Annotated in this window: 19 protein-coding genes; 8 read left to right on the top strand and 11 right to left on the bottom strand. The window is 67.6% G+C overall.

The genetic code is table 11. The annotated features are described in order from the left end of the window. From yidC to P2Q00_RS39020, 6 genes are all read left to right on the top strand, one after another. A complete protein-coding gene (yidC, locus tag P2Q00_RS39045; RefSeq protein ID WP_275779080.1) occupies positions 1-1,290 on the top strand; it encodes a membrane protein insertase YidC in 1,290 nt (429 codons plus the stop codon). Between the two features lie 15 nt (positions 1,291-1,305). Further along, entirely contained in the window at positions 1,306-1,818 is a 513-nt protein-coding gene (locus tag P2Q00_RS39040; RefSeq protein ID WP_275779078.1) for a Jag family protein, read from the top strand. Positions 1,819-1,933: 115 nt separating this feature from the next. Next, a complete protein-coding gene (gene rsmG, locus P2Q00_RS39035) occupies positions 1,934-2,650 on the top strand; it encodes a 16S rRNA (guanine(527)-N(7))-methyltransferase RsmG (protein WP_275779076.1) in 717 nt (238 codons plus the stop codon). Positions 2,651-2,950: 300 nt separating this feature from the next. Beyond that, positions 2,951-4,024: a ParA family protein gene (locus P2Q00_RS39030; RefSeq protein WP_275779281.1), complete on the top strand. Its 1,074-nt coding sequence runs from the start codon at positions 2,951-2,953 to the stop codon at positions 4,022-4,024. Beyond that, complete coding sequence (locus P2Q00_RS39025; protein ID WP_275779074.1) at positions 4,021-5,121, top strand: ParB/RepB/Spo0J family partition protein; 1,101 nt, start codon at positions 4,021-4,023, stop codon at positions 5,119-5,121. Before P2Q00_RS39030 ends, P2Q00_RS39025 begins: the two co-directional genes overlap by 4 nt. A gap of 330 nt (positions 5,122-5,451) precedes the next feature. Continuing rightward, on the top strand, positions 5,452-6,069 hold the full coding sequence (locus P2Q00_RS39020; RefSeq protein WP_275779072.1) for a GNAT family N-acetyltransferase: 618 nt from the start codon (positions 5,452-5,454) through the stop codon (positions 6,067-6,069). A gap of 93 nt (positions 6,070-6,162) precedes the next feature. On the opposite strand, the gene trxA is transcribed toward P2Q00_RS39020, so the two are convergent. The 7 genes from trxA to P2Q00_RS38985 form a co-directional block, all read right to left on the bottom strand. Next, the gene (gene trxA / locus P2Q00_RS39015) at positions 6,163-6,495 is read right to left on the bottom strand and encodes a thioredoxin (protein WP_275779071.1); all 333 of its coding nucleotides are present in this window, start codon (positions 6,493-6,495) and stop codon (positions 6,163-6,165) included. Positions 6,496-6,536: 41 nt separating this feature from the next. Beyond that, positions 6,537-7,505, bottom strand: coding sequence for a thioredoxin-disulfide reductase (trxB, locus tag P2Q00_RS39010; RefSeq protein ID WP_275779070.1), 969 nt, complete (start codon positions 7,503-7,505; stop codon positions 6,537-6,539). A gap of 168 nt (positions 7,506-7,673) precedes the next feature. Next, positions 7,674-8,585, bottom strand: a complete 912-nt coding sequence (locus P2Q00_RS39005; RefSeq protein ID WP_275779068.1) for an anti-sigma factor family protein — start codon at positions 8,583-8,585, stop codon at positions 7,674-7,676. Then, positions 8,582-9,319: an RNA polymerase sigma factor SigM gene (sigM, locus tag P2Q00_RS39000; protein WP_275779067.1), complete on the bottom strand. Its 738-nt coding sequence runs from the start codon at positions 9,317-9,319 to the stop codon at positions 8,582-8,584. The genes P2Q00_RS39005 and sigM overlap by 4 nt, the downstream gene beginning before the upstream one ends. Positions 9,320-9,350: 31 nt before the next feature. Continuing rightward, positions 9,351-11,072, bottom strand: coding sequence for a serine/threonine protein kinase (locus tag P2Q00_RS38995; RefSeq protein ID WP_275779065.1), 1,722 nt, complete (start codon positions 11,070-11,072; stop codon positions 9,351-9,353). Positions 11,073-11,210: 138 nt separating this feature from the next. Next, entirely contained in the window at positions 11,211-13,499 is a 2,289-nt protein-coding gene (gene murJ, locus P2Q00_RS38990) for a murein biosynthesis integral membrane protein MurJ (RefSeq protein ID WP_275779062.1), read from the bottom strand. Between the two features lie 44 nt (positions 13,500-13,543). After that, the gene (locus P2Q00_RS38985; protein WP_275779060.1) at positions 13,544-15,934 is read right to left on the bottom strand and encodes a DUF6049 family protein; all 2,391 of its coding nucleotides are present in this window, start codon (positions 15,932-15,934) and stop codon (positions 13,544-13,546) included. Positions 15,935-16,192: 258 nt separating this feature from the next. Between P2Q00_RS38985 and P2Q00_RS38980 the strand changes: the two genes are divergently transcribed. After that, complete coding sequence (locus P2Q00_RS38980) at positions 16,193-17,635, top strand: CCA tRNA nucleotidyltransferase (RefSeq protein WP_275779058.1); 1,443 nt, start codon at positions 16,193-16,195, stop codon at positions 17,633-17,635. Positions 17,636-17,743: 108 nt separating this feature from the next. Here the strand turns inward: P2Q00_RS38980 and P2Q00_RS38975 are convergent, their stop codons facing one another. The 4 genes from P2Q00_RS38975 to P2Q00_RS38960 form a co-directional block, all read right to left on the bottom strand. Beyond that, positions 17,744-18,316: an LppU/SCO3897 family protein gene (locus tag P2Q00_RS38975; protein WP_275779056.1), complete on the bottom strand. Its 573-nt coding sequence runs from the start codon at positions 18,314-18,316 to the stop codon at positions 17,744-17,746. Between the two features lie 129 nt (positions 18,317-18,445). Beyond that, the gene (locus P2Q00_RS38970) at positions 18,446-19,708 is read right to left on the bottom strand and encodes an MFS transporter (protein ID WP_275779054.1); all 1,263 of its coding nucleotides are present in this window, start codon (positions 19,706-19,708) and stop codon (positions 18,446-18,448) included. Between the two features lie 87 nt (positions 19,709-19,795). Beyond that, positions 19,796-20,878 carry an inositol-3-phosphate synthase gene (locus P2Q00_RS38965; protein WP_275779053.1) on the bottom strand — a complete coding sequence of 361 codons (1,083 nt, stop codon included), beginning with the start codon at positions 20,876-20,878 and terminating at the stop codon, positions 19,796-19,798. 44 nt (positions 20,879-20,922) lie between these two features. Beyond that, entirely contained in the window at positions 20,923-21,606 is a 684-nt protein-coding gene (locus P2Q00_RS38960) for a PadR family transcriptional regulator (protein WP_275779050.1), read from the bottom strand. 353 nt (positions 21,607-21,959) lie between these two features. Here P2Q00_RS38960 and P2Q00_RS38955 point away from each other — a divergent pair, with 353 nt between their 5' ends. Further along, on the top strand, positions 21,960-24,629 hold the full coding sequence (locus P2Q00_RS38955; protein ID WP_275779049.1) for a transglycosylase domain-containing protein: 2,670 nt from the start codon (positions 21,960-21,962) through the stop codon (positions 24,627-24,629). Positions 24,630-24,703 lie beyond the last annotated feature (74 nt).

The raw sequence follows: 24,703 nt of genomic DNA, 5'->3' as shown, positions 1-24,703 counted from the left end.
GTGGACACGATTGCCAGCCTCTTCAGCTTCATCACGACACCCGTTTCATGGGTCATCGTCCAGTTCCACTCGATGTACGGGAAGATCTTCGGTCCCGACACGGGCTGGGCCTGGGGCCTGTCCATCGTGTCCCTGGTGATTCTGATCCGTATCTGCTTGATCCCGCTCTTCGTGAAGCAGATCAAGTCGACTCGAGCCATGCAGACGCTGCAGCCCGAGATGAAGAAGATCCAGGAGCGCTACAAGAGCGACAAGCAGCGCCAGTCCGAAGAGATGATGAAGCTGTACAAGGAGACGGGTACCAACCCGCTCTCCTCGTGCCTTCCCATCCTGGCGCAGTCGCCGTTCTTCTTCGCGCTGTACCACGTGCTCAACGGCATCGCGACTGGTTCGACGATCGGTGTCATCAACGACTCGCTGCTCGCCAGTGCCCGTAAGGCGCACATCTTCGGTGCTCCGCTGGCGGCGAAGTTCACCGACAGCTCGGCGAAGGTGGAGTCGCTCGGTGCCTCCCTCACCGACGTCCGCGTCGTCACCGCGATCATGATCGTCCTGATGTCGGCGTCGCAGTTCTACACGCAGCGTCAGCTGATGACGAAGAACGTCGACACGACGGTGAAGACGCCGTTCATGCAGCAGCAGAAGATGCTGATGTACGTCTTCCCGGTCATGTTCGCCGTGTTCGGCATCAACTTCCCGGTCGGTGTCCTCGTCTACTGGCTGACCACCAACGTGTGGACCATGGGCCAGCAGATGTACGTCATCCACAACAACCCGACCCCGGGTTCCAAGGCCCAGGCCGCCTACCTGGAGCGCCTGACCAAGCACGTCACGAACCACGGCAAGGCCCGCAAGCGCAGCGAGCGCACGATCATCAAGGCGATTGTCACCAAGGGCCGTGACCGCAACGAGTTCGAGCGCAAGTTCATCAACGCCCTGAACAAGGCGGGTCTCGCTGCTCAGACCGACGGCACCGTGATGAAGAGCGAGAGCGCTGCCGCCGCCCAGTCCGAGGACGGTACGCCGACGACCGGCACTGCGGCCGCTCCCAAGCGCCAGCAGCCCAAGCGGCAGAGCAAGTCCCAGCGTCAGTCCGGCGGTCCGAAGGCGGCCGGTGATCCCGAGCCGACTACGTCGCTGAGCAAGTCCGACGAGCCGGAGGACGCCAAGCCCTCCGCCGCTGCCAAGAAGGCCGAGCCGAAGCCCGGCAGTGGCAGTGGCAGCCGCAGCAAGGCCCAGTCCGGGCAGCGCAAGGGCCCGCAGCGCCCCAAGTCCCCGTCCAAGAAGTAAGAAGGAGCCCATCCCGTGACGGAAGGCACCACCTCCGCCGCTGCCGAGGGTGCAGACACCCTTACCCGCCTGGAGCAGGAGGGCGAGATCGCGGCGGACTACCTCGAGGGTCTGCTGGACATCGCCGATCTCGACGGCGACATCGACATGGACGTCGAGGCCGACCGCGCCGCTGTCTCGATCATCAGCGACTCGGGCAGCCGCGACCTGCAGAAGCTGGTCGGCCGTGACGGTGAGGTGCTGGAGGCGCTTCAGGAGCTCACGCGCCTGGCCGTGCACCGGGAGACCGGGGACCGCAGTCGGCTGATGCTGGACATCGGCGGTTACCGAGCCAAGAAGCGCGCCGAGCTTTCCGAGCTGGGTGCGAAGGCTGCTGCCGAGGTCAGGAGCACCGGCGAGCCCGTGAAGATGAAGCCGATGACGCCGTTCGAGCGCAAGGTCGTGCACGACGCCGTCAAGGCCGCGGGCTTGCGCAGTGAGTCCGAGGGCGAGGAGCCGCAGCGCTTCGTCGTCGTGCTCCCGGCCTGATCGGTCCGTACTCTCCGGCCCCGTCTGTAGCGCAGGCGGGGCCGAGCTTTGTCAGCCTGATAGTTCTGATGGTCGGCGCCCGGTGCGCTGATGCGGTACGGAAGGACGGTCCCCCGTGACGGAGGCAGCGGAGCTTCCCCCTGCGCCCGAGCAGGCGCGCGAGGTGTTCGGTGATCGCTTTGCGGACGCGGTCCGCTATGCGGAGCTGCTCGCTGAGGCGGGCGTGCAGCGCGGTCTGATCGGCCCGCGTGAGGTGCCTCGGCTGTGGGAGCGGCACCTGCTGAACTGCGCGGTGCTTTGCGAGGTCGTGCCCGAGGGCGTGACGGTGTGCGATGTCGGCTCGGGTGCAGGTCTGCCGGGCATTCCCCTGGCGCTCGTCCGTGAGGACCTGAAGATCACGTTGCTGGAGCCTCTGCTGCGGCGTACGAACTTCCTCACGGAGGTCGTGGAGCTGCTCGGCCTGGACCATGTGACGGTCGTCCGTGGCCGTGCCGAGGAGGTCATGGGCAAGGTGCCGCCGGTGCACGTCGTGACGGCACGCGCCGTGGCCCCGCTGGACCGACTGGCCACGTGGGGCATTCCGCTGCTGCGGCCGTACGGGGAGATGCTTGCGCTCAAGGGCGACACTGCCGAGGAGGAGCTGAAGAGCGCGTCCACGGCGCTCAGCAAGCTCGGTGCCGTGGAGACGTCCATCCTGCATGTGGGCGAAGGAGTGGTGGATCCTCTGTCCACGGTCGTACGGGTCGTGGTCGGGGAGAGCCCCGGTGGTGTGCGCTTCGCAGCGAAGAAGGCAAAGGCCGCTCGGACGGGGCGGACGCGGCGGCGCCGCTGATCCGGTTGACGACGAGACGTACTCCACACAAGCTGCCAAACCTACGCACGCCGGAGTGTCGCGACAGTTCGGCCATCGCCGCTGTGCATCGTGTTTCACGTGAAACGTCGCTCACTGCTGCACGGCATCATCAGCCGCGGTCGCGCCGCGGCCGAACCCCGCGACCGTAAGCCTCTCGGTTCACTCGGAGAGGCATCCGTATCCGACGGCACTCGGTCCCCCGTGAGGGGGGTCGAGTTGTCCACAGAGGTGGATTTCTCCACAGAACAACAGGCCTCACTGGTTCGCGACCCCGAAGACATGGGAGGCTCTGTTCATTGCGAGCCTGAAGTCGAGGAGAGTGAATCCTTGCGGTCCGACGCCAACATCGCGGGACCGATGACCGATCCGGTCCCCGGTCCCCGTACCGAGTCGATGGGGGAGGATGTTTCACGTGAAACACCGCCCCCGATGGACGACACTCCGATCGGTCGTGCTGCCCAACTGGCGGTGGAGGCTCTCGGCCGCGCAGGCGAGGGCCTGCCACGGCCCGAGCAGACACGCGTCATGGTGGTCGCCAACCAGAAGGGCGGTGTCGGCAAGACGACGACAACCGTCAATCTCGCCGCCTCCCTGGCCCTGCACGGTGGCCGTGTCCTGGTGATCGACCTCGACCCTCAGGGCAACGCATCCACAGCCCTGGGGATCGACCATCACGCCGAAGTCCCGTCCATCTACGACGTCCTGGTCGAAAGCAGGCCCCTCGCGGAGGTCGTCCAGCCGGTCCCCGATGTCGAGGGTCTCTTCTGCGCCCCCGCCACGATCGATCTCGCCGGTGCGGAGATCGAGTTGGTGTCTCTGGTGGCACGGGAGAGCAGGCTGCAGCGAGCCATCCAGGCCTATGAGCAGCCTCTGGACTACATCCTGATCGACTGTCCCCCTTCGCTCGGCCTGCTGACGGTCAACGCGCTGGTGGCCGGCGCGGAGGTCCTCATCCCGATCCAGTGCGAGTACTACGCGCTGGAGGGGCTGGGCCAGCTGCTGCGCAATGTCGACCTGGTGCGGGGGCACCTCAACCCCACCTTGCATGTATCGACGATCCTGCTCACCATGTACGACGGCCGGACGCGCCTCGCGTCCCAGGTCGCCGACGAGGTGCGGAGCCACTTCGGCGAAGAGGTGCTGCGGACGAGCATTCCCCGTTCGGTCCGCATCTCCGAGGCGCCGAGCTATGGGCAGACGGTGCTGACCTACGATCCGGGATCGAGCGGTGCCCTGTCCTATCTTGAGGCTGCACGAGAAATCGCGCTGAAGGGTGTCGGCGTGGCCTATGACGCGCCGCATGCCCACATCGGCGCCCAGAGTGATCCGAGCATGGTGGAGGGGATTCAGTGAGCGAGCGACGGAGGGGTTTGGGCCGTGGTCTCGGCGCACTGATCCCTGCTGCCCCGACGGAGAAGACGCCGACCCCGGCCGCGATGGGGGGCGCTGGATCGGCGTCTCCATCGGCAGTCCCGGTGCTGACGACCGACCGTGGGGTGGCCGCGGCGAAGGTGGCCACGTTGCCGCCTGTTTCATATGAAACCGAGGAGCCGTCGCTGAACGGCGTTGCGGAGGCGCCCGCGCCTCCCATGGGCGCCTACTTCGCGGAACTCCCTCTCGACTCCATCACGCCGAACCCGCGCCAGCCGCGCGAGGTCTTCGACGAGGACGCGCTGCAGGAACTGGTCACCTCCATCCAGGAGGTCGGTCTCCTCCAGCCGGTCGTCGTACGGCAGTTGGGCCCTGCCCGCTATGAGCTCATCATGGGCGAGCGGCGCTGGCGGGCCTGCCGTGAGGCGGGGCTCGATGCCATCCCGGCGATCGTGCGGGCCACGGAGGACGAGAAGCTTCTCCTGGACGCCCTCCTGGAGAACCTGCATCGGGCGCAGCTGAATCCGCTGGAGGAGGCCGCCGCCTACGACCAGCTTCTGAAGGACTTCAACTGCACCCACGACCAGCTGGCCGACCGGATCGGTCGTTCCCGTCCGCAGGTCTCCAACACCCTGCGTCTGCTGAAGCTCTCGCCGGCGGTTCAGCGCCGTGTGGCCGCTGGGGTTCTCTCCGCCGGTCATGCGAGGGCGCTGCTCTCCGTCGAGGACTCGGAGGAGCAGGACCGGCTGGCCCACCGGATCGTGGCCGAGGGCCTGTCCGTGCGAGCCGTCGAGGAGATCGTGACCCTCATGGGGTCGCGGCCGCAGACGGCTCAGCGGTCCAAGGGGCCGCGGGCCGGCGCCCGGGTCTCCCCGGCGCTGACCGACCTCGCGACCCGTCTCTCGGACCGTTTCGAGACGCGGGTGAAGGTCGACCTGGGACAGAAAAAGGGCAAGATCACCGTTGAGTTCGCCTCCATGGAGGACCTCGAGCGGATTCTCAGCAGCCTCGCGCCCGGCGAGGGGCCAGTCCTGCAGAAGAGCCTTCTGGAGGACGATCCCGAGGACCTCGAGGCCTAGACAGGCTGTGGCCGACTGAGCGGTTTCGCTCGGTGGGCCGGGAGAGCGGGCCGTGTCCGGTGTGTACCGGAACACGGCCCGCTCTTTTGCTTTCAGGCGGTATCGATGGAATCGCTTCGTGGATACGATGCGTTCGGGTATGGCGCATCCACCTGGCAGTACCTCTGAGAGGGAGGCAGGGGCCATGCGAACGATGAGCCGCACCGGACTGGTGAGCGCGGGCCTGGGGCTGGGCGCGGTCGGCGGCTTCGTCGGCAGCCTCCTCAGAGAACGGAGCGCTCTGACAGCCGCCCGCGACGCTGCGGGCGAAGGAAGCGAGGAACAGCCTTCATGGGGCGTCGGCTCGTACCGCTCACGCTGGACAACCTTCAGGACCTTCCCAAGCGCTGTCGCGCGTGCGTCTTCTGGGAGCTGGACCCAGTCAGCGGTGAGGCCGCGGTAAAGGCGGGCACACCCGCCCTGGAGAAGGAAGCGTGGATCTCGGCGGTCCTGCTGGACTGGGGATCCTGCGGCCGAGTTGTCTACGTCGACGATGTACCGGTGGGCTTTGTCCTGTACGCCCCTCCGGCCTACGTTCCCCGCTCCACGGCCTTCCCCACGAGCCCCGTCTCGCCGGACGCGGTACAGCTGATGACGTCGTTCATCATGCCGGGCTATCAGGGTCAGGGGCTGGGGCGGGTCATGGTGCAGACGGTTGCCAAGGATCTATTGCGACGGGGCTTCAAGGCAATCGAGGCCTTCGGGGACGCACGGTGGAAGGAACCCGCTTGTGTCCTGCCGGCCGACCATCTCCTGGCCGTGGGCTTCAAGACGGTCCGCCCTCATCCGACTTACCCCCGTCTGAGGCTGGAGCTGCGGACGACGCTCTCCTGGAAGGAAGACGTGGAGATGGCACTCGACCGGCTGCTGGGGGCTGTACAGAAGGAGCCGGTGCTCAGGCCGCTGTGAAAAGCGTCCGGACAAGCGAATGGGCCGACCCCTGGGGGTTGGCCCATTCGTGTTTCACGTGAAACATCGCCGCCGACTCGACGGCTTCGTCGACTACTCGGCGATGAAGTCCTCGAGGTCGCGGACGATCGCGGCCTTCGGCTTCGCACCGACGATGGTCTTGGCGACCTCGCCGGCCTGATAGACGTTCAGCGTCGGGATGGACATGACGCCGTACTTGGCGGCCGTACCCGGGTTCTCGTCGATGTTGAGCTTGACGACCTCGATCTTGTCGCCGTACTCGGCGGCGATCGCCTCGAGGGACGGCGCGATCTGGCGGCACGGACCGCACCAGGCGGCCCAGAAGTCCACCAGTACGGGCTTGTCGCTCTTGAGGACGTCCTGCTCGAAGGAGTCGTCGGTCACGTTCTTCAGGGTGCCGGCCACGGCGGGCTCCTTAACTGGTTGGTGCGTGGGGCGGATGGGGGTCAGACAGAGGTCTTCTCGGGCTCGGCCTGCTCCTCGTCCGCCAGGGCGGCGAGGTAGCGCTCGGCGTCGAGCGCGGCGGAGCAACCGGTGCCAGACGCGGTGATCGCCTGGCGGTAGGTGTGGTCGACCACGTCACCCGCGGCGAAGACACCGGTCAGGTTGGTGCGGGTGGAAGGAGCGGCGACCTTGAGGTAGCCCTCCTCGTCGAGGTCGAGCTGGCCCTTGAAGAGTTCGGTGCGAGGGTCGTGGCCGATAGCGATGAACAGCCCGGTGACCGCCAGATCCGAGAGCTCGCCGTTCTTGATGTTGCGCAGCTTCAGACCGGAGAGCTTCTGGTCGCCCTGGACCTCGGCGACCTCGCTGTCCCACACGAACTTGATCTTCGGGTCGGCGAAGGCGCGCTCCTGCATCGCCTTGGAGGCGCGCAGGCTGTCCCGGCGGTGGACGATCGTCACGGACTTGGCGAAGCGGGAGAGGAAGGTGGCCTCCTCCATCGCGGTGTCACCGCCGCCGATCACGGCGATGTCCTGGTCCTTGAAGAAGAAGCCGTCACACGTGGCGCACCAGGAGACACCGCGCCCGGAGAGCGCGTCCTCGTTCGGCAGGCCGAGCTTGCGGTGCTGGGAGCCGGTGGTGACGATGATGGCCTTCGCCTTGTGCACGGTGCCTGCGGTGTCGGTGACGGTCTTGATCTCACCGGTGAGATCGACGGAGACGACGTCGTCCGGGACGAGCTCGGCACCGAAGCGCTCGGCCTGTGCGCGCATATTGTCCATGAGGTCGGGACCCATGATGCCGTCCCGGAAACCGGGGAAGTTCTCCACGTCGGTGGTGTTCATCAGCGCGCCACCGGCGGTGACTGCGCCCTCGAACACCAGCGGCTTCAGCGACGCGCGCGCGGTGTAGAGCGCCGCCGTGTAGCCGGCGGGCCCGGAGCCGATGATGATCACGTTACGGACGTCGCTCACGGCTTGTTTCCTCGTCTCTGGACTGCGTCGTCGGACCGGGGGAGCCCCTCTCAGAACTCTCACCCCACCCAACGGATCCTAAGGGGCGCGCATTCCCACTGTGTCCGGGCACACGAGGACGCGACACGGTACGGGATATCACGCAGGACGGAGACGAAGCGTGTGCGTTCAGGGACGGGTGTAGGAGTGCATCAGAAGAACCTTCGCCTTGGCGGAGGACGCATGACTTACACAGCTCGCATCCACGAGGTATGCGGTCACCTTGTTGCTGGCGGAGGCGTCGGACATGACCACAAGCAGGACGTCCGTCCCCTTGTAGGTGCCTTCCTTCGTCGCGAGCGCCGGGTCGGTGCGCCCGATGCCATTGCGGATGCAGTCCGGGACCGTGGGCTCCTTGAAGACCTTGGGTTGGTTGGTGCCGCCCTCCACACCGAGACTGTGCGGAGCATGGGAGCCGCTGCCCGAACCCTGGCTCTTGAGGAGACCGGTGACCTGTGCCTCCAGCTTGGGCTCCGAGAAAGTGTCCGCGGTGGCGCGGCCCTGAGCCTCGGAAGCCGGCGGTTTCCCGTCGTTCAGCGACGACCACAGGACAGAACCGAAGCCCAGTGCGGCGACCGTGAACACGGTGCCCAGGATGGCGACCCTGCGGCGACCGCCCCTCTTACGCTGCTTGCGACCTGGTCCGGTGGTGGAGGCACGGGAATGTCCTGCGGGGCGGTCTGCCGTTGCCGATGTTTCACGTGAAACACGCGCACTGTCGCCGACGTCGTCCATGGAACGGGCAACACCGACGAGCACCGGGGCGTCCGTGGCATCGGGTGCTGTCGCGTTCAGCAGTGCCTCGGCCGCGAGGGCGGCATCAATCCGGCCTGCGACGTCGGCGGGCATACGTGTCGGGCCCGGCATTGAACCGAGCAGCCCTCGGATCTCCTCCAGCGACGCATACACGTCCGCGCAGAGCTCGCACTCGGTGAGATGCCTGCGTACGTCGGCAGTCCGGGACGGCGGGAGCAGCCCTTCGGTGAGGTCGGAGATTTCGGCGACGTCCGGGTGTCCGGTCATGTCCGTCGTGGATGTCACGCTCGCCCACCTCCGCCCTTCACAGCAGCTGAATCGCTTGGCCCTGTATCCGGCCCCGTATCGCGTGGACCGGCAGTCGGCGGTCCCGCTGCCGGTGGGACGGATGTCCCCTGAGTCCGGTTCCGCCTCTCACCCTGTTCCTTGCCGCCACCGGCGTTATCCGGCCGTAGATGGGTGAGGAGCGGCAGGAGTCTGGCTCTGCCGCGGGCGCAGCGGCTCTTCACGGTGCCGGTCGGGACATCGAGCACGCGCGCGGCTTCGGCGACGGGGTATCCCTGCATGTCGACGAGGACGAGGGCGGCGCGCTGGTCGGGTGGCAAGGTGCCCAGCGCCTCCAACAGCTGCCGGTGCAGATCATTGCGCTCCGCCGGAGCCGATGCCTCCTCGTGCGGCTCCAGCAGTTGCTCCAGCCGTTCGGTGTCGTCGACCGGGGATGTCTTGCGCGAGGCAGCCTTGCGGGCGCGGTCGAGACAGGCGTTCACCGTGATCCGGTGCAGCCACGTCGTGACGGCCGACTGCCCCCGGAAGGTGTGGGCGGCCCGGTAGGCGGACACAAGAGCGTCCTGAACGGCGTCAGCGGCCTCCTCGCGGTCCCCCAGCGTCCGCAGGGCCACCGCCCACAGACGGTCACGATGCCGCCGCACAAGCTCGCCGAAGGCGTCCGGGTCGCCCTCTACATGGCGGGCCAGGAGGTCCTGATCGCTTGTGTCGCCGTATGCGGTGTCATTTGCCATCGGACCCCCTCCCCTGGGATGCGGTGCGTTGTCAGCCGGTGAACTTCAGGTCCGTCACGGCCTGCTTGTAGCCCGGGTCGCTGTACGAGTCCCCCTGCGCGTACGGCAGCGCGGTGAACCACACCAGTACGTACCGGCTCTTCACCGGCTTGGCGACCGCCACCTTGGCAGACGTGCTGGACGTTGTCGCGGATCCCAATTTCGTCATCGAAGTCAGCGGAACCGAGGAGCTCATGGAGTCGGTCGCGTAGAGCATGACCGTCGTGTGGTCGCCGCCGAACAGGAGCCCTATCGAAGCGGCGGAAACCTCCTGCTCCGAGCCGAAGTCGTAGACGATGCCGACACCGGGCTTGAAGACCGGGTTCATGTCCGGGCCGTCCTTGAAGCTGGCGGTGCGCCAGTACGTGGAGCTGTCCTTGTCGTACGTCTTGTCGACGTCGTTGGGATGCTGGGCGTCACCCTTGGCGACGTACTCCTGAGCCCTCTGGATCTGGAGGGTCTTGACCGGCTTGGGTGCCGCGCTGTTCTTGTCGCCCCCGTCCGTCGTCTGCGTCTTGTTCGTGTCGTCGGACTTGTTGCCGTTGTCCATGAGCGCGTCCGCGAGCTGCCAGCTCCCCAGACCCAGGGCGGCGATGAGGAGGGCCGAGACGGCCCATTTCAGGGCCTTGCCAGTGCGGCTCTGCAGCGGGGCCGGAGGAGTCGGTACCGGCTGGGTGGCGCCGGGGTGCGGCGCCGGCCGGCCGTAGGTGCCCTGCTGGTACGTGGTGCGCTGGTACTCCGGTGGTGCGGTGAACGCAGGCTCCGGCGGGCGGATGCGGGGCATCTCGCCGATCGCTTTCACCAGCTCCTCCGGCGTCGTGCACGGGGACTCGTGACGGGAGGCGGTCGCCCCGTCGTTGACGAGAGCGCGCATGGAGAGCTCGGACAGACCGCGGTGGACACCGGCCCGCACCTGGTCGGGTGCGATCAGGCCGACGTCCTTGGGCAGCCCCGACAGACCGTAGGCGTCGCTCTCGTAGGGCCAGCGCTGCGTGAGCCCGGCGTACAGGAGCGCGCCGACGGACTCCGTGTCGGTGCGCTGCGGGGTGTCGGAACTGATGCCGCGCAGCGCGGCGTTCACGGCGAGGCCACGGATGCGCCACTGGCCGCTTGAGGTGCGCAGCACGGCGTTCGGGTTCAGCCGCAGATGCGCCAGGCCCTCACGGTGTGCTGCAGCCATCGCGGAGGCGATCTGACTGACCATCTGGTAGGCGTCGTGCGGCTCCAGCGGGCCGGAGGCAAGCAGCGTGGTCAGCTCGACGGCGTCGGGCAGCCACTCGTGGACGACGTAGACGAGGTCGTTCTCCTCGACGGCGTCGAGTACTTGGACGAAGCGCGGATCACCGAGCAACGCCGAGGAACGCGCTGCGGCCAGCACCGAACGTGCCCGCGAGTGGTCCGCGGGCAGGAGGTGGACGCCGACGGCGCGGCGAAGCTTCTCGTCCACGGCGCGCCAACTGCTGAATCCGTCCAGACGGGTGACGCACTCCTCGAGCCGGTACCGTCTGGCGAGTTTGTGGCCGCTGTGCAGCTCGGGTGGTGAGGCTTTCCCGGGACCCTCGGTCCCGCCACTCCCCTGTGCCTCGTCGATCTCCGTGTCCCGCTCCCGGTTCTGGGCCACCCCGTCGGCCGTGGACTGGTCCGCCTCTGCGGTCAGCGGTTCGTCGCCGCTGTTGTCTGCCACGTCGACGGCAGCCGTGCTCCGTTCCGCCACCGTCGTTCCTGCCTCCCCATTCATTGCGCGCCGACCAACATCCGTGCGCGCTGTCCGACGCCGAAACCAATTGTGCCCACAGTCCGCCGGTATGCACGACACACGATGGCGGACGATGGTTGTGCGCTTACCCCCGCGTCAGCGCCCCAGACGTCCGCGGACCATGCCGACCAGCGAGTTCAGCTCCTCGATACGCATCTTGCGGGCGGCCAAGAAGAAGATCCCGAGCAGGACCGCGCTGCCGGCCAGCAGGGCCGCGAGGGATCCGACGACACCCTGGCCGAGCATGTGGCCGATCTCGTAGCAGGCCGCGCCGCTGAGGGCCGCCGCGGGCACCGAGGCGATGCAGAGCCTGGCGTACGTCCGCAGGACGCGTGCGCCGTCCAGATCGCCGCCCAGCCGCTTGCGTAGCCGGTTCCAGGCGACGCCGACGCCGATCGCGTAGGCGAGGCCGTACGAGGCGGCCATGCCGGCCACGGCCCAGCGGGGCGGCAGGACCAGGTAGCAGAGTGCCGAGGCGCCCGCGTTGAACGCCGCCACGATGACCGTGTTGTAGAAGGGCGTCCGGGTGTCCTCGTAGGCGTAGAAGGCGCGCAGGACGACGTACTGCACGGAGTACGGGATCAGACCGAGGCCGAACGCCATCAGCATGTAACCCATGTTGGTGGCGGCGCCGGTGCCCGAGGTGCCGAAGATCAGCGTGCACATCGGGATGCCGAGGGCGAGGAAGCCGAAGGCGATCGGGACGATGGCGACAGCCGTGGTGCGCAGGCCCTGGGAGATGTCGTCGCGGACGGCACCCCCGTCGTCCTCGGCCGCCGAGCGGGAGATACGCGGCAGCAGGGCCGCCATCAGGGAGACGGTGATGATGGCCTGCGGCAGACCCCAGATCAGCTGGGCGTTGGCGTAGGCGCTGAAGCCGGTGCCGGCGATGTTGGTGTCCTTGACGGCCGCGGTGGCCAGCTGCGTGACGACGAGGGCGCCCGCCTGGTTCGCGAGGACGAACAGCACCGTCCACTTGGCGAGCATTGCCGCCTTGCCGAGACCGTGGCCCTTCCAGTCGAAACGCAGCCGCAGCCGGAACCCGGTCTCACGCAGGTACGGGATCATCGCCAGCGCCTGGACCACGAGTCCGAGGAGGACGCCGATGCCGAGGAGCCGCTGGCCCTCCGGCGGGATGTTCGTGACCGTCATGCCGGAGCTCGCCGAGGTGCCGTACACCCACAGGAACATGCCCAGCGTCACGATGATGACGATGTTGTTGAGGACCGGGGTCCACATCATCGCGCCGAACTTGCCGCGGGCGTTGAGGATCTGGCCCATCACCACGTGGATGCCCATGAAGAAGATCGAGGGCAGGAAGTAGCGGGTGAAGGTGACGGCGACCTCGTTGGCGGCCGGGTCATCGGCCACCTTCACCGACAGCACACGCACCAGCAGCGGCGCGGCGAAGACAGCGGCCGCGGTGAGCGCCGCGAGCGCCACGATCACCAGCGTCAGCAGCCGGTTGGCGAAGGCCTCGCCCCCGTCCTCGTCCTCCTTCATGGCACGGACGAGCTGAGGCACGAAGACGGAGTTGAGGCCGCCGCCGACGGTGAGGATGTAGATCATGGTCGGCAACTGGTAAGCGACCTGGAAGGTGTCACCAAGGAGTGCCGTGCCCAGTGCTGAAACGATCAGCGCGGAGCGGACGAAGCCGGTGAGGCGGGAGACCATCGTGCCCGCCGCCATCACGGCGCTCGACTTGAGCAGGCCCCCGGCCTTCTGGCCCTTCTTCGCGGGGGCCACCGGAGCTGCTGCGGGCGCCGGAGCAGCGGCAGGAGTGGTGCCGAGGTTCATGGTCTGATCGGCCGCGGGAGTGGAGGCCGCCGGAGCCTGGTACTGCGGCGCCGGGGACGGTGCGCCCGGGGCGGCTGCCGGACCGGGCACCGACGGGGGGTCCGAGGGCAGGTATCCGCCGCCCTGCTGCTGGTCCCGGAAGAGATGCGCGAAGGCGTCCGGCTCCTGGCGCTCCTCTCCGGCCTGGGTGACCAGGTCGTCGACGCCCACGAACTGGGTCGTGCGGGGATCGTCGCCGTACGGCAGGTACTGGCTGCTCGGGCCGTCAGGTTCCGGCGCCGGTGTCTGGGCCCACACATGGGGGTCGGGGGCGTACGGAGACTGAGGCGGCTGGGCGTACAGCGGTTGCTGCGGTTGGTAGGCGCCGGGAGGCGGCGGGGGGTGCGCAGCGCGGTCGTAGAGGGCCTCGGCGACCGGATCCTGCGCGGAGAGGTCCTGAGCCCGGTAGGGGTCCTGGTCGTAGGCGTCCTGGAGGTACATGTCGGCGGGGGGCTGCGGCGGGACCTGGCCGTGCTCGGGCGGCGGGCCCTCGGGGGGGCCCGAGCTGCCCGCGGCCTGGCCGCGGTCACCGTCGTACGGCGCGTTCATGGTTACCCCACCTCATCGTCCCGGGCCCACCGGCCACGACATCCTCAACGGTCCACTCTCTCACCCGTGCCGGACGGGTCGGCGCTTTCCGCTGCGGTGTCCGGTGTCGGGTCACTCGGCTGCTCAGGGTCGTCTGCCCGGGCGTCGGTGCCGGACTCCTCCTTGAGACGGTCCTCGGGGCCTTCGGGGTTCTCCGGCCCGTCGGCGGGCTCGCCCGCCTCGTCGGGACCGTCCTCCTCGGCTTCACGGGCGGCCGCCCGTTTGCGCTGCGTGTACATGCGGAAGCCGGCGAGGACGAGGAGGAGGAAGCCGCCGCCGATGACCAGCATCACGGTGGCTGTGATCTCGGTGACCTTGACGTCGAAGGTGACGGCGTTGCCGTATTCCTGGCCGTCCTCCGTGTACAGCTGGGCGACCACCGTGGCCTGGCCGTTGGCCTTGGCCGACGTGGGGAACTTCACCGTCTGGCTGTGTCCGCCGGAGACCGTCACAGGCTGCTCTTCGTAGGCGTGGCCGCCGATCTGGAGGCGGGTGGGGCTCGTCGAGGTGAGGCGCAGCGTGAGGTGCTCGACGCCCTGCACCAGGTTGTTCTGGACGGTCACGGGGATCGTGGCGCTGCGTCCGGAGAGCTTGGTGTCGGACTTGTCGATCAGCTTGACCTGGCTGGTCAGTTCCGTGAGGTGGCTGTCCACGTTGGTGCGGAAGCTCTCCGCGGCGGTGGCGCGGCCGCGCCACGACGTGGACATCCCGCGGTTCATGGCCCGTCCGAAGGGGGTCACCACCCGGGACTCGTCGCTGAGGATCACCTTGAAGTTGTCGAGTTTGTCCTGTGTGGTCGCGATCTCCTCGAAGGCCGAGCGCGGCAGCTCCTGCTTGCGCAGCGAGGAGGGGTATGAGGAGGTCGACGGCACGGTCGTCGTGGCACCCGGGTCCGGCTTGGCCTTGGCGGCCGACGTGAGCTTCTGGGTCTCGGACCAGTTTCCGCTCTGGAGGGCCGTCAGCGCGTCGGCCATGGCCTGGGCCTGGTGCGTCGTCGGCATTCGCTGCGGGGCGACGACGATGCTGCGCTGCTTGTGCGTCTGGAGGTTGAGCGCCAGGCTCTGGGCGAGGAACTGCTGCACGGCGAGTGTGCCGGCGGATGCCGTCGTGAGGTCGTCCTGGAACGCCGTGGACAGACGGGCGTCCGAGACCACCGCCGTGGTGCCGCCACCGATCGGACGGGCTGCGGAGGGGGTGTAGGGCAGGCCGCCCGTCTCCTGGAGGCTGTCGCTGCGCGCGATCACCTGGTCGGCGCCGGCGGAGGTGGCGACCTTGACGATCGACGGGTCGACGGCGCCGTTCACGGGCCAGGCGAAGTCTGTGTTCGGCTTCACATGGAGGATCGGCTCCACCGTGTTGGCGACGACGTCGGTGGCCTCCTTGAGGTGGCTCAGCGAGCCGGTCACGCTCGTGCCGTTGTGCGCGAGGGAGGCCAGGTCCGGGTCGGCGAAGGGCAGCGCGACGACCTCCTTGTCGGCCACCGCCTTCTGCAGCTCGGCGAGCCACTGCTTGGCGACCGCCTGGTGTGTGCCCGCCGTGGTGGTGTTGTTGTCGGCCCGGACCCGATAGCTGCGGGTCATCGCGTCGACGGAGGCCAGCAGGTCCGGGTCGATCACCCACGTGACGTCGAGGCTCTCGCCCAGGGACAGCATCTCGTCCAGGCGTCCGCCCGGGGAGATCTCCTTCGCGAGATCGTCATTGAGGAAGACCGGCGTCTGCTGCTCGTTCGATCCCGTCTCCGCCGTCATGTGGACGGTGGAGACGAGCGGCCACAGGAACGTCGTCTTCGTCTTCGTCTCGGCCTCGTCGGGCTGCCACGGCAGGAAGGTCCGCTGTATGCCGAGGACCTGGTTCCACGGCTGTGCGGACGTCTGGCCGGACAGCGAGACGGCGAACTGGTAGACCCCGTCGTCGCCGAGGTTGAGCTTGTCGACCGGCACGGAGATGCTGAAGTGCTCGGCGACCCCCGGAGTGAGCTTGGAGATCTTCTCCACGTACTTGCCGCCGACCTCCGAGCCGGTCGCGCCCTGGACGCTGCCACTGTCCCTGGCGATGTCGTCGATGGCCGAGCGCGTGTTCAGCTGGGGGCCTACGCGCAGTCCCACGTGGGCGCCGGTGACTGTCTGCTTGCCGTTGTTGGTCACGGTGCCCGACACGGTCAGTGTGTCGCCGTCCGTGGGGACGCCGGGGGTGAGCGAGTCGAGGGCTACGGCCACCGAGCCCGTGCCCGAGGTGTCCATCGAGGAGGTCTGACCAGCCGCGTCCGCGGAAACGGCGGTGGGCAGCTGGAGGAGGCCGGCCAGCAGAGGCGCCCCTGCGAGCAGTGCTCCGGTGCGCCGCAGCCACCGGCGGGCAGGTGAGGGATTCGTCCCCTGGAAGTCTGCCGCCTCGGCCACGCGCTCGCCCGTCCCTCGTCGTCGTCAGTGGTCGTCGGAATGTGCGTCCACGCATGGTAACGATGCGCGCTGAGGGGAAGTGCCGCGGACTGCCGCACAAGATCGGAGGGCAGGGCCGACCTGTCCTGTATATGCACGTATAAAGAGAAGCGCCACCGTGCGCCTTGAAGGCAGCCCTTGTGCCTGTATCCATAGAGGTGTCCGCGGACGCTTAATGGAGGCGCTTGCGGTCGCCTGGGCCACGTACCCTCTTCTGTTGTGCCGAACGCCAACGAAGCCAACCTCAGTGCCCTGAGCCAGGAGCCGCAACGCGTGCCGAGTGAACCGCTGCGGGTCGACCCCGTCGCCGACGACCTCGCCCGCCGTTTCCAGGATGCCGGGTTCTCGCTCGCCCTGGTCGGCGGCTCGGTCCGGGATGCACTGCTCGGCCGGCTCGGCAATGACCTCGACTTCACGACCGACGCCCGCCCCGAAGCCGTCCTCAAGATCGTCCGTCCGTGGGCGGACGCCGTGTGGGAGGTCGGCATCGCCTTCGGCACGGTCGGGGCCCAGAAGGACGGCTACCAGATCGAGGTCACGACCTACCGGTCGGAGGCCTACGACCGGACCTCGCGCAAGCCCGAGGTGTCCTACGGCGACTCCATCGAGGAAGACCTCGTCCGGCGCGACTTCACCGTCAATGCGATGGCTCTCGCGCTCCCGGAGAAGAAGTTCATCGACCCGCACGGCGGACGGGACGACCTCGCTGCGCGTGTCCTGCGGACCCCGGGCACTCCTGAGGCATCCTTCTCCGACGATCCGCTGCGGATGATGCGAGCGGCGCGGTTTGCTGCGCAGCTCGACTTCGAGGTGGCTCCCGAGGTCGTGACGGCCATGAAGGAGATGGCCGGGCGGATCGAGATCGTCTCGGCAGAGCGTGTACGGGACGAGCTGAACAAGCTGATCCTGTCCGCGAATCCGCGCAAGGGCCTGGCGCTGTTGGTCGACACCGGTCTCGCGGACCACGTGCTGCCCGAGCTCCCGGCCCTGCGGCTGGAGCGCGACGAGCACCATCGGCACAAGGACGTCTACGAGCACACGCTGATCGTCTTGGAACAGGCGATCGCGCTGGAGGAGAACGGCCCCGACCTGACCCTCCGCCTGGCCGCGCTGCTGCACGACATCGGCAAGCCGCGCACCCGACGGTTCGAGCAGGACGGTCGGGTCTCGTTCCACCACCACGAGGTGGTCGGCGCGAAGATGACCAAGAAGCGCATGACGGCGCTCAAGTACTCCAACGAGCTGGTGAAGGACGTCTCACGTCTGGTCGAACTCCACCTGCGTTTTCACGGCTACGGCACTGGCGAGTGGACGGACTCGGCGGTCCGCCGCTATGTCCGTGACGCCGGCCCACTCCTCGACCGTCTCCACAAGCTGACCCGCTCGGACTGCACGACGCGGAACAAGCGCAGGGCGGCGGCTCTCTCGCGGGCGTACGACGGCCTGGAGGAGCGCATCACCCAACTCCAGGAGCAGGAGGAGCTGGACGCGATCCGCCCGGACCTCGACGGCAACCAGATCATGGAGATCCTCGGCGTCGGCCCCGGCCCGGCCATCGGTCAGGCATACAAGTTCCTGCTGGAGCTGCGGCTGGAGAACGGGCCGATGGAGCACGATGCGGCGGTGGCGGCGCTCAAGGAATGGTGGGCTGAGCAGAGCTGAGGGCGTGAAATGGGGTCATGTTTCACGTGAAACATGACCCAGGACGTGGGGGGGGGGGGGGGGGGGGGGGGTGTTTCACGTGAAACACCGCCCCTCGGCACGTCAGGCTTACTTGGTGTAGTCCTTCAGGCAGAGCAGGAAGTCGCTGCTGTCGCTGCTCTCTGTGTACGTGTACTTGAAGTCCTTGGCCGCAACCTCGCACTTTGCCGAGGCCGCGATCTCGGTGGTGTACGAGCCCTTGACCTTGGCCAGCACCACGTACTGCGCCTTCGAAGAGCTGCAGTCGACGACCTCGAGGTCCGGGTTGCTGTCATCGGTGCTGCCGCGGTGCATGCAGTCGCCGACCTTGGCCGTGTCGGCGTCGTCCCGGCTGGTTATGTAGCTGGCGAAGGCTCCGATGATGGCGATCACGATGACGACGATGATCCTGATCGCCTTGGGGCTGAGCTTACGGTTGGGCTGCGGCGGAAACGGCGCGTACGGTGCTGTGCCCTGCGGGGGAAACCCTGGCTGACCCGGCTGCTGCGGGTACGGGCCCTGCTCTGGGTACCCGACCATGGGCGGGTACGGTGCCTGACCCTGACCCTGACCCTGAGGCTGGCCGTACGGCTGCTGGCCCCCGTATGGCGGCTGGCCCTGTGGTGCGAATGGGTTCTGGCCCTGGGGCGGCGGAGTGGTCACTTGGGAGTCCCCCTAGAAAGCAAGCATGCGTGTGTGGCGCGCGTAAGGCGCGAGTAAGACGCACGTAAGTTATCGGGGCTCACTGACATCTCTTTAACCCAGAGGGACTCTGTGCCATTGATGTGACACTTACTGGCGCTCAAAGCGGGCCATAGCCGCAGCAACTGCCCCGTAGATAACGGCGACTGTGATCACCAGCGGCACGGAGCGGCCGTCCGGCGGCAGCATCAACGCGGCCACCGCCGCGGCGCCTACGAAGGCGATGTTGAACAGGACGTCGTACACGGAGAAGATCCGGCCCCGGAAGCCGTCGTCCACGGAGGACTGCACGACCGTGTCTGTCGCGATCTTCGCGCCCTGCGTGGTCAGACCGAGGACGAACGTCGCGACCAGCATCGGGGTGATGGCGAACGGGAGACCGAGGGCGGGTTCCAGGACCGCGGCCACCGCAGCGCACACCACGATCCAGCGGCCCGGCCCGAGGCGTCCCGCAGCCCAGGGCGTCACCACGGCCGCCGCGAAGAAGCCGGCGGCGGAGGTCCCCAGCGCCAGCCCCAGCAGACGCAGTCCGTCGTCCGTGTTCGAGGAGAAGGTGTACCGGCACAGCATCAGCAGCATGACCAGCAGGGCGCCGTAGCAGAACCGCATCAGGGTCATCGTGACGAGTGCCCAGGCGGCCTCCCGGCGCGGCGGTGCGGCGAGGTGACGTACAGCCGCCGTCAGGTCATGGGCCGTGCCGCTGAGCGCAGTGCCCAGCCCCGGCTGTACCAACTCGGCGTCCGGCCCCAGCAGTTCCGGTGCGAGGCGCAGCGACGCGAGCGCCGCGCACAGGTACAGGACGGCGCCCAGCAGCACCACAGCGGCGTCGGAGTCCGCCACCACCAGCCGTACGACGAAGGCGAGGCCGCCGCCCGCGGTCGCGGCGAGCGTACCGGCGGTCGGGGAAAGGGAGTTGGCCATCACCAGGCGCTCGGCGTCGACGACGCGGGGCAGTGCGGCGGACAGTCCCGCGAGGACGAAGCGGTTGACGGCAGTGACGCACAACGCGGAGACGTAGAAGAGCCAGTCCGGGACGTGGCTGAGGATCAGGACGGCCGTCGCCGACGCCAGTACCGCGCGCAGCAGGTTGCCGTAGAGGAAGACCTGGCGGCGGCGCCAGCGGTCCAGGAGAACGCCCGCGAAGGGGCCCACCAGGGAGTACGGAAGCAGCAGGACCGCCATTGCGGAGGCGATCGCGGTGGCCGAGGTCTGTTTCTCCGGCGAGAAGACGACGTAGGCGGCGAGCGCGACCTGGTAGACGCCGTCGGCGCCCTGGGAGAGCAGGCGTACGGCGAGCAGGCGCCGGAAGTTCCCGAAGCGCAGGAGGGTGCGCAGGTCACGGACGACGGCCATGGGCACAGCCTCACATACGGGGAGGGTCCCCAGGTCGTGCGACCCGGGGACCCTCAACGCCCTGGCAGGAGCAGCTTTTGTCGGCGACTAGCGCTCGACTTCACCCTTGATGAACTTCTCGACGTTCTCGCGGGCCTCGTCGTCGAAGTACTGGACCGGCGGGGACTTCATGAAGTAGCTCGACGCGGAGAGGATCGGGCCGGCGATGCCGCGGTCCTTGGCGATCTTCGCGGCGCGCACGGCGTCGATGATGACGCCCGCGGAGTTCGGGGAGTCCCAGACCTCGAGCTTGTACTCCAGGTTCAGCGGGACGTCACCGAAGGCGCGGCCCTCGAGGCGGACGTAGGCCCACTTGCGGTCGTCGAGCCAGGCGACCCAGTCGGACGGGCCGATGTGGACGTTGCCCTCGCCGAGCTCCCGGTCGCGGATCTGGGAGGTGACGGCCTGCGTCTTGGAGATCTTCTTGGACTCCAGGCGCTCGCGCTCGAGCATGTTCTTGAAGTCCATGTTGCCGCCGACGTTCAGCTGCATCGTGCGGTCCAGGATGACGCCCCGGTCCTCGAACAGCTTCGCCATGACGCGGTGCGTGATGGTGGCGCCGACCTGCGACTTGATGTCGTCACCGACGATCGGGACGCCCGCCTCGGTGAACTTGTCCGCCCACTCCTTGGTGCCGGCGATGAAGACCGGGAGGGCGTTGACGAAGGCGACCTTGGCGTCGATGGCGCACTGGGCGTAGAACTTCGCCGCGTCCTCGGAACCCACCGGCAGGTAGCAGACGAGGACGTCGACCTGCTTGTCCTTGAGGACCTGGACGACGTCGACCGGCGCCTCGGCGGACTCCTCGATGGTCTCGCGGTAGTACTTGCCGAGACCGTCGAGGGTGTGGCCGCGCTGGACCGTGACGCCGGTGTTCGGCACGTCGGCGATCTTGATCGTGTTGTTCTCCGAGGCGCCGATGGCGTCCGCGAGGTCGAGGCCGACCTTCTTCGCGTCGACGTCGAACGCGGCGACGAACTCGACGTCACTGACGTGGTAGTCGCCGAACTGGACGTGCATCAGGCCGGGGACCTTCGACGCCGGGTCGGCGTCCTTGTAGTACTCGACTCCCTGCACCAGCGACGCGGCGCAGTTGCCCACGCCGACGATGGCTACGCGAACCGAACCCATTCCGGTTGCTCCCTGTGTGTACGAGTGAGGCCCTGACTGGGCTCTCACGTGGCGGTGTCGTCGGGCGTATCCGGTCCGGGGGTGTCCCCGGGCCGGGGCAGGACGCCCGGCGCTCCATGTGTGGTGTCTTGCTGAGCGGACCCCCCGGAGGCAGGACCCTTCAGGTCCCGTCCGGCCCGCTCGCTCTCGATGAGCTCGTTCAGCCAGCGCACTTCGCGCTCCACGGACTCCATCCCGTGGCGCTGGAGCTCAAGCGTGTAGTCGTCGAGGCGCTCCCGGGTGCGCGCCAGAGAGGCGCGCATCTTCTCCAGACGCTCCTCCAGCCGACTGCGGCGGCCCTCGAGGACGCGCATGCGTACGTCGCGCGACGTCTGCCCGAAGAAGGCGAAGCGGGCCGCGAAGTGCTCGTCCTCGTATGCGTCGGGGCCCGTCTGCGAGAGCAGCTCCTCGAAGTGCTCCTTACCTTCCGCCGTCAACCGGTAGACGATCTTGGCGCGACGCCCTGCGAGTGGTGCAGCGAGGGCGTCCTCGGGCGTGTGTCCCGGCTCTTCGATCAACCAGCCGTTGGCGACCAGCGTCTTGAGGCAGGGGTAGAGCGTTCCGTAGCTGAACGCACGGAACACACCCAGTGACGTATTGAGTCGTTTGCGCAGCTCATAGCCGTGCATCGGGGACTCGCGGAGCAGGCCGAGTACGGCGAACTCGAGGATCCCGGAACGCCGGCTCATCCGCTCGCCTCCTTGCCCTTATCTCGCACCGATGTATCGACTCGATACATCAAGACGATAGAACGGCCTTCCGGATGCGACAAGTGGCGAGACGGTGAACGGGATCACATCACTTATTCATCCGCGGCAAGTTGTCTGATTTGGGGTGAACTTCGAGCCTCAGTGGGGTTTGACGGTGCGTAGTCTGTGCGCCATGCAAACCAGCGGGAGCCGAGTGACGCGAGGGGGCGTCATGGCTCCCGGTGCAGTACGGGTGAATGCGGGATCGACCACATCCGTACTTCGGGGGGACCGGAAACCAGCCGCCGTCTCCAGGCGCGCAAGGGTGCGCCTGCCCGAGGAGTAGTCGTTCGATGAGCGAGCACCGTCGCAAACCGCCGCAGCCGCAGGGAGGCGGACGTGCCGCGGCCCGACGCGGCCAGTCCGGTTCGTCCTCCGGCCGCCGCGCGGCAACGCGGGGCGCCACCGGGTCCCCGGCCGATTACGGACTGGGCCAGGGGTCGACTGACGAGGAGCGGTCGTACAGCGGCCGCGCCGAAGCCCGCCGCGCGGCACAGAGAACTGGAGGTGGCCGCCGCAGAGCGGCCGAGCCCGGCCGCGGAGGTCGACGCGGCGCACCGGGCGGCCCGAACGGGCCCGGGGGCGGAAGGGGGCGCTCTGCTCCGCCCGGCAAGAAGCGGATCATCGACTATCCGCGGGCGGGCAAGTACGGCGTGGGGCGCTGGGTGCCGTCGTGGAAGCTGGTGACGGGCCTGTTCATCGGCTTCCTAGGCGGCCTGGTGGCAGTGGCGGGCATCGGGTACGCCATGGTGAGCGTCCCGAATGTCGCCGATACCGCGAAAGCGCAGAACAACGTCTTCTACTGGTCCGATGGCAGTGAGATGGTCGCCACGGGTGGTGAGACGAACCGCCAGATCGTCAACCTCTCGCAGATCCCCAAGGCGATGCAGTACGCCGTGGTCTCGCAGGAGAACAAGACCTTCTACACCGACAACGGCATCGACCCGAAGGGCATCGCCCGCGCCGTGTTCAACATGGCCCGGGGCGGTGAGACGCAGGGTGGCTCCACCATCACCCAGCAGTACGTGAAGAACGCGCGGCTGGACGACCAGTCGCAGACGATCACGCGTAAGTTCAAAGAGATCTTCATCTCGATAAAGGTGGGTACCACGGTCTCGAAGGACAACATCATGGCCGGGTACCTGAACTCCGCGTACTACGGGCGCGGCGCCTACGGGATTCAGGCGGCCGCCCGCGCGTACTTCAACAAGGACTCTGTCGCCCTGAACCCGGGAGAGTGCGCGTTCCTGGCGGCGATGCTCAAGGGCGCCACGTACTACGACCCGGCGGGCTCCACCTCGATCGATCCGGCGGCCACCCCGGAGGCCAACAAACAGCGTGCGCTGCGTCAGATGCAGAACACCCTCGACAAGATGGTCGAGTACCACCACCTGGATGCGGCGACCCGGGCCAAGTACACCAAGCTCCCCGACGTGAAGAACCCGCGGTCGAACACGGCGCTCGGCGGCCAGGTCGGCTACCTCGTCGACCTCGCCAAGGCCTACCTGATCAACAACACGAAGATCTCCGCCACCGACCTGCAGCGGGGCGGCTACTCGATCTACACGACCTTCGACAAGAAGAAGGTCAAGGCGCTCGAGGCCTCGGTCAAGAACGTCCAGAAGAACAACATCAAGCCCAAGGAACGCCCGAAGACGGACACCCACGTCCAGTTCGGCGGTGCTTCCGTGGACCCGACGACCGGCGCCATCAAGGCCATCTACGGCGGCGAGGACGCGACCAAGCACTTCACCAACAACGCCGATCAGACCGGTGCCCAGGTCGGTTCGACCTTCAAGCCGTTCGTGCTCGCGGCCGCGATGAAGTGGGGTGTGCGGGACAAGAGTCTCGGCCCGGAGCAAGCGCAGGACGAGCGCACGCAGGTATCCCCGAAGAGCTTGTACAGCGGCCAGAACAAGCTCAAGATCCAGGACTACGACAAGACGGTCTGGAAGAACGAGAAGGGTGAGGAGTGGCTGCAGACCAACGACGGCAACGAGTCGTACGGCAGTCCGCCCAAGTACCAGATCGACCTGCGTGAGGCGATGCGGGAGTCGGTGAACTCCGCCTACGTGCAGCTCGGCATGGACGTCGGGCTGGACAAGGTCAAGGAGGCGGCGACGGATGCCGGCCTCAAGGAGAACAGCCTGGCCGGTACCAGCTTCCCGTCCTTCTCCATCGGTATCTCCGACCCGAGTGCCATTCGCATGGCGGGGGCGTACGGCACCTTCGCGGCCAGTGGTGAGCGGCACGATCCGTTCTCCGTCACGAAGGTGACGAGCAAGGACGGCACGGTCTTCACGCACGCGGACAAGTCCGTTGAGGCGTTCACCCCGAAGGTCGCCGACAATGTCACCGATGTGCTGAGGACCGTGGTCGAGAAGGGCACGGGCACCAACGCCCAGCTCCCGGGACGTCAGGTGGCCGGCAAGACCGGTACCACCGACGGCAACAAGTCCGCATGGTTCGTGGGCTATACCCCGCAGCTCTCCACGTCGATCACGATGTTCCGGTACGACGACAACGAGTCGAGCAAGAACCGCACCTTCCTGGAGATGTACGGGACGGGTGGCCAGAAGAAGATCCACGGCGCGTCGTTCCCGGCCCAGATCTGGCACGACTACATGGCAGAGGCGCTGAAGAACACACAGCCGAAGGACTTCCCGACGCCGGAGCCCATCGGCGAGGTCGTCAACGACGTACCAAGCCCGAGCGTGACTCCGACGCCCAGCCAGACGCTGACGAGCCCGACCCCGAGCCCGACACCCAGCGAGACGCTGACCAGCCCGACGCCCACGGCGACGGAGTCCTGCAAGTTCAGCTGGCAGTGCAACACCACCGGTGGCACGGACACCGGCGGCACGGACGGGGGCGTGACCTCGACGCCCACGGCCACCGACACCTCTGGGACCGGCAACAGCAGAGGCAACGGCAATGGGGGCCTCTTCGGAGGGGGCGGATAGCCGTCGGGTAGCCGTCAAGACGCCCGGCACGGGTGTTTCACGTGAAACACGTCGAATGTTTCACGTGAAACGGG

The sequence above is a fragment of the Streptomyces coacervatus genome (assembly GCF_029223485.1).
Lineage (GTDB): Bacteria > Actinomycetota > Actinomycetes > Streptomycetales > Streptomycetaceae > Streptomyces > Streptomyces coacervatus.
The sequence above is the reverse complement of the archived record's forward strand: the minus strand, read 5'-3'. Positions and strand labels throughout refer to the sequence as shown.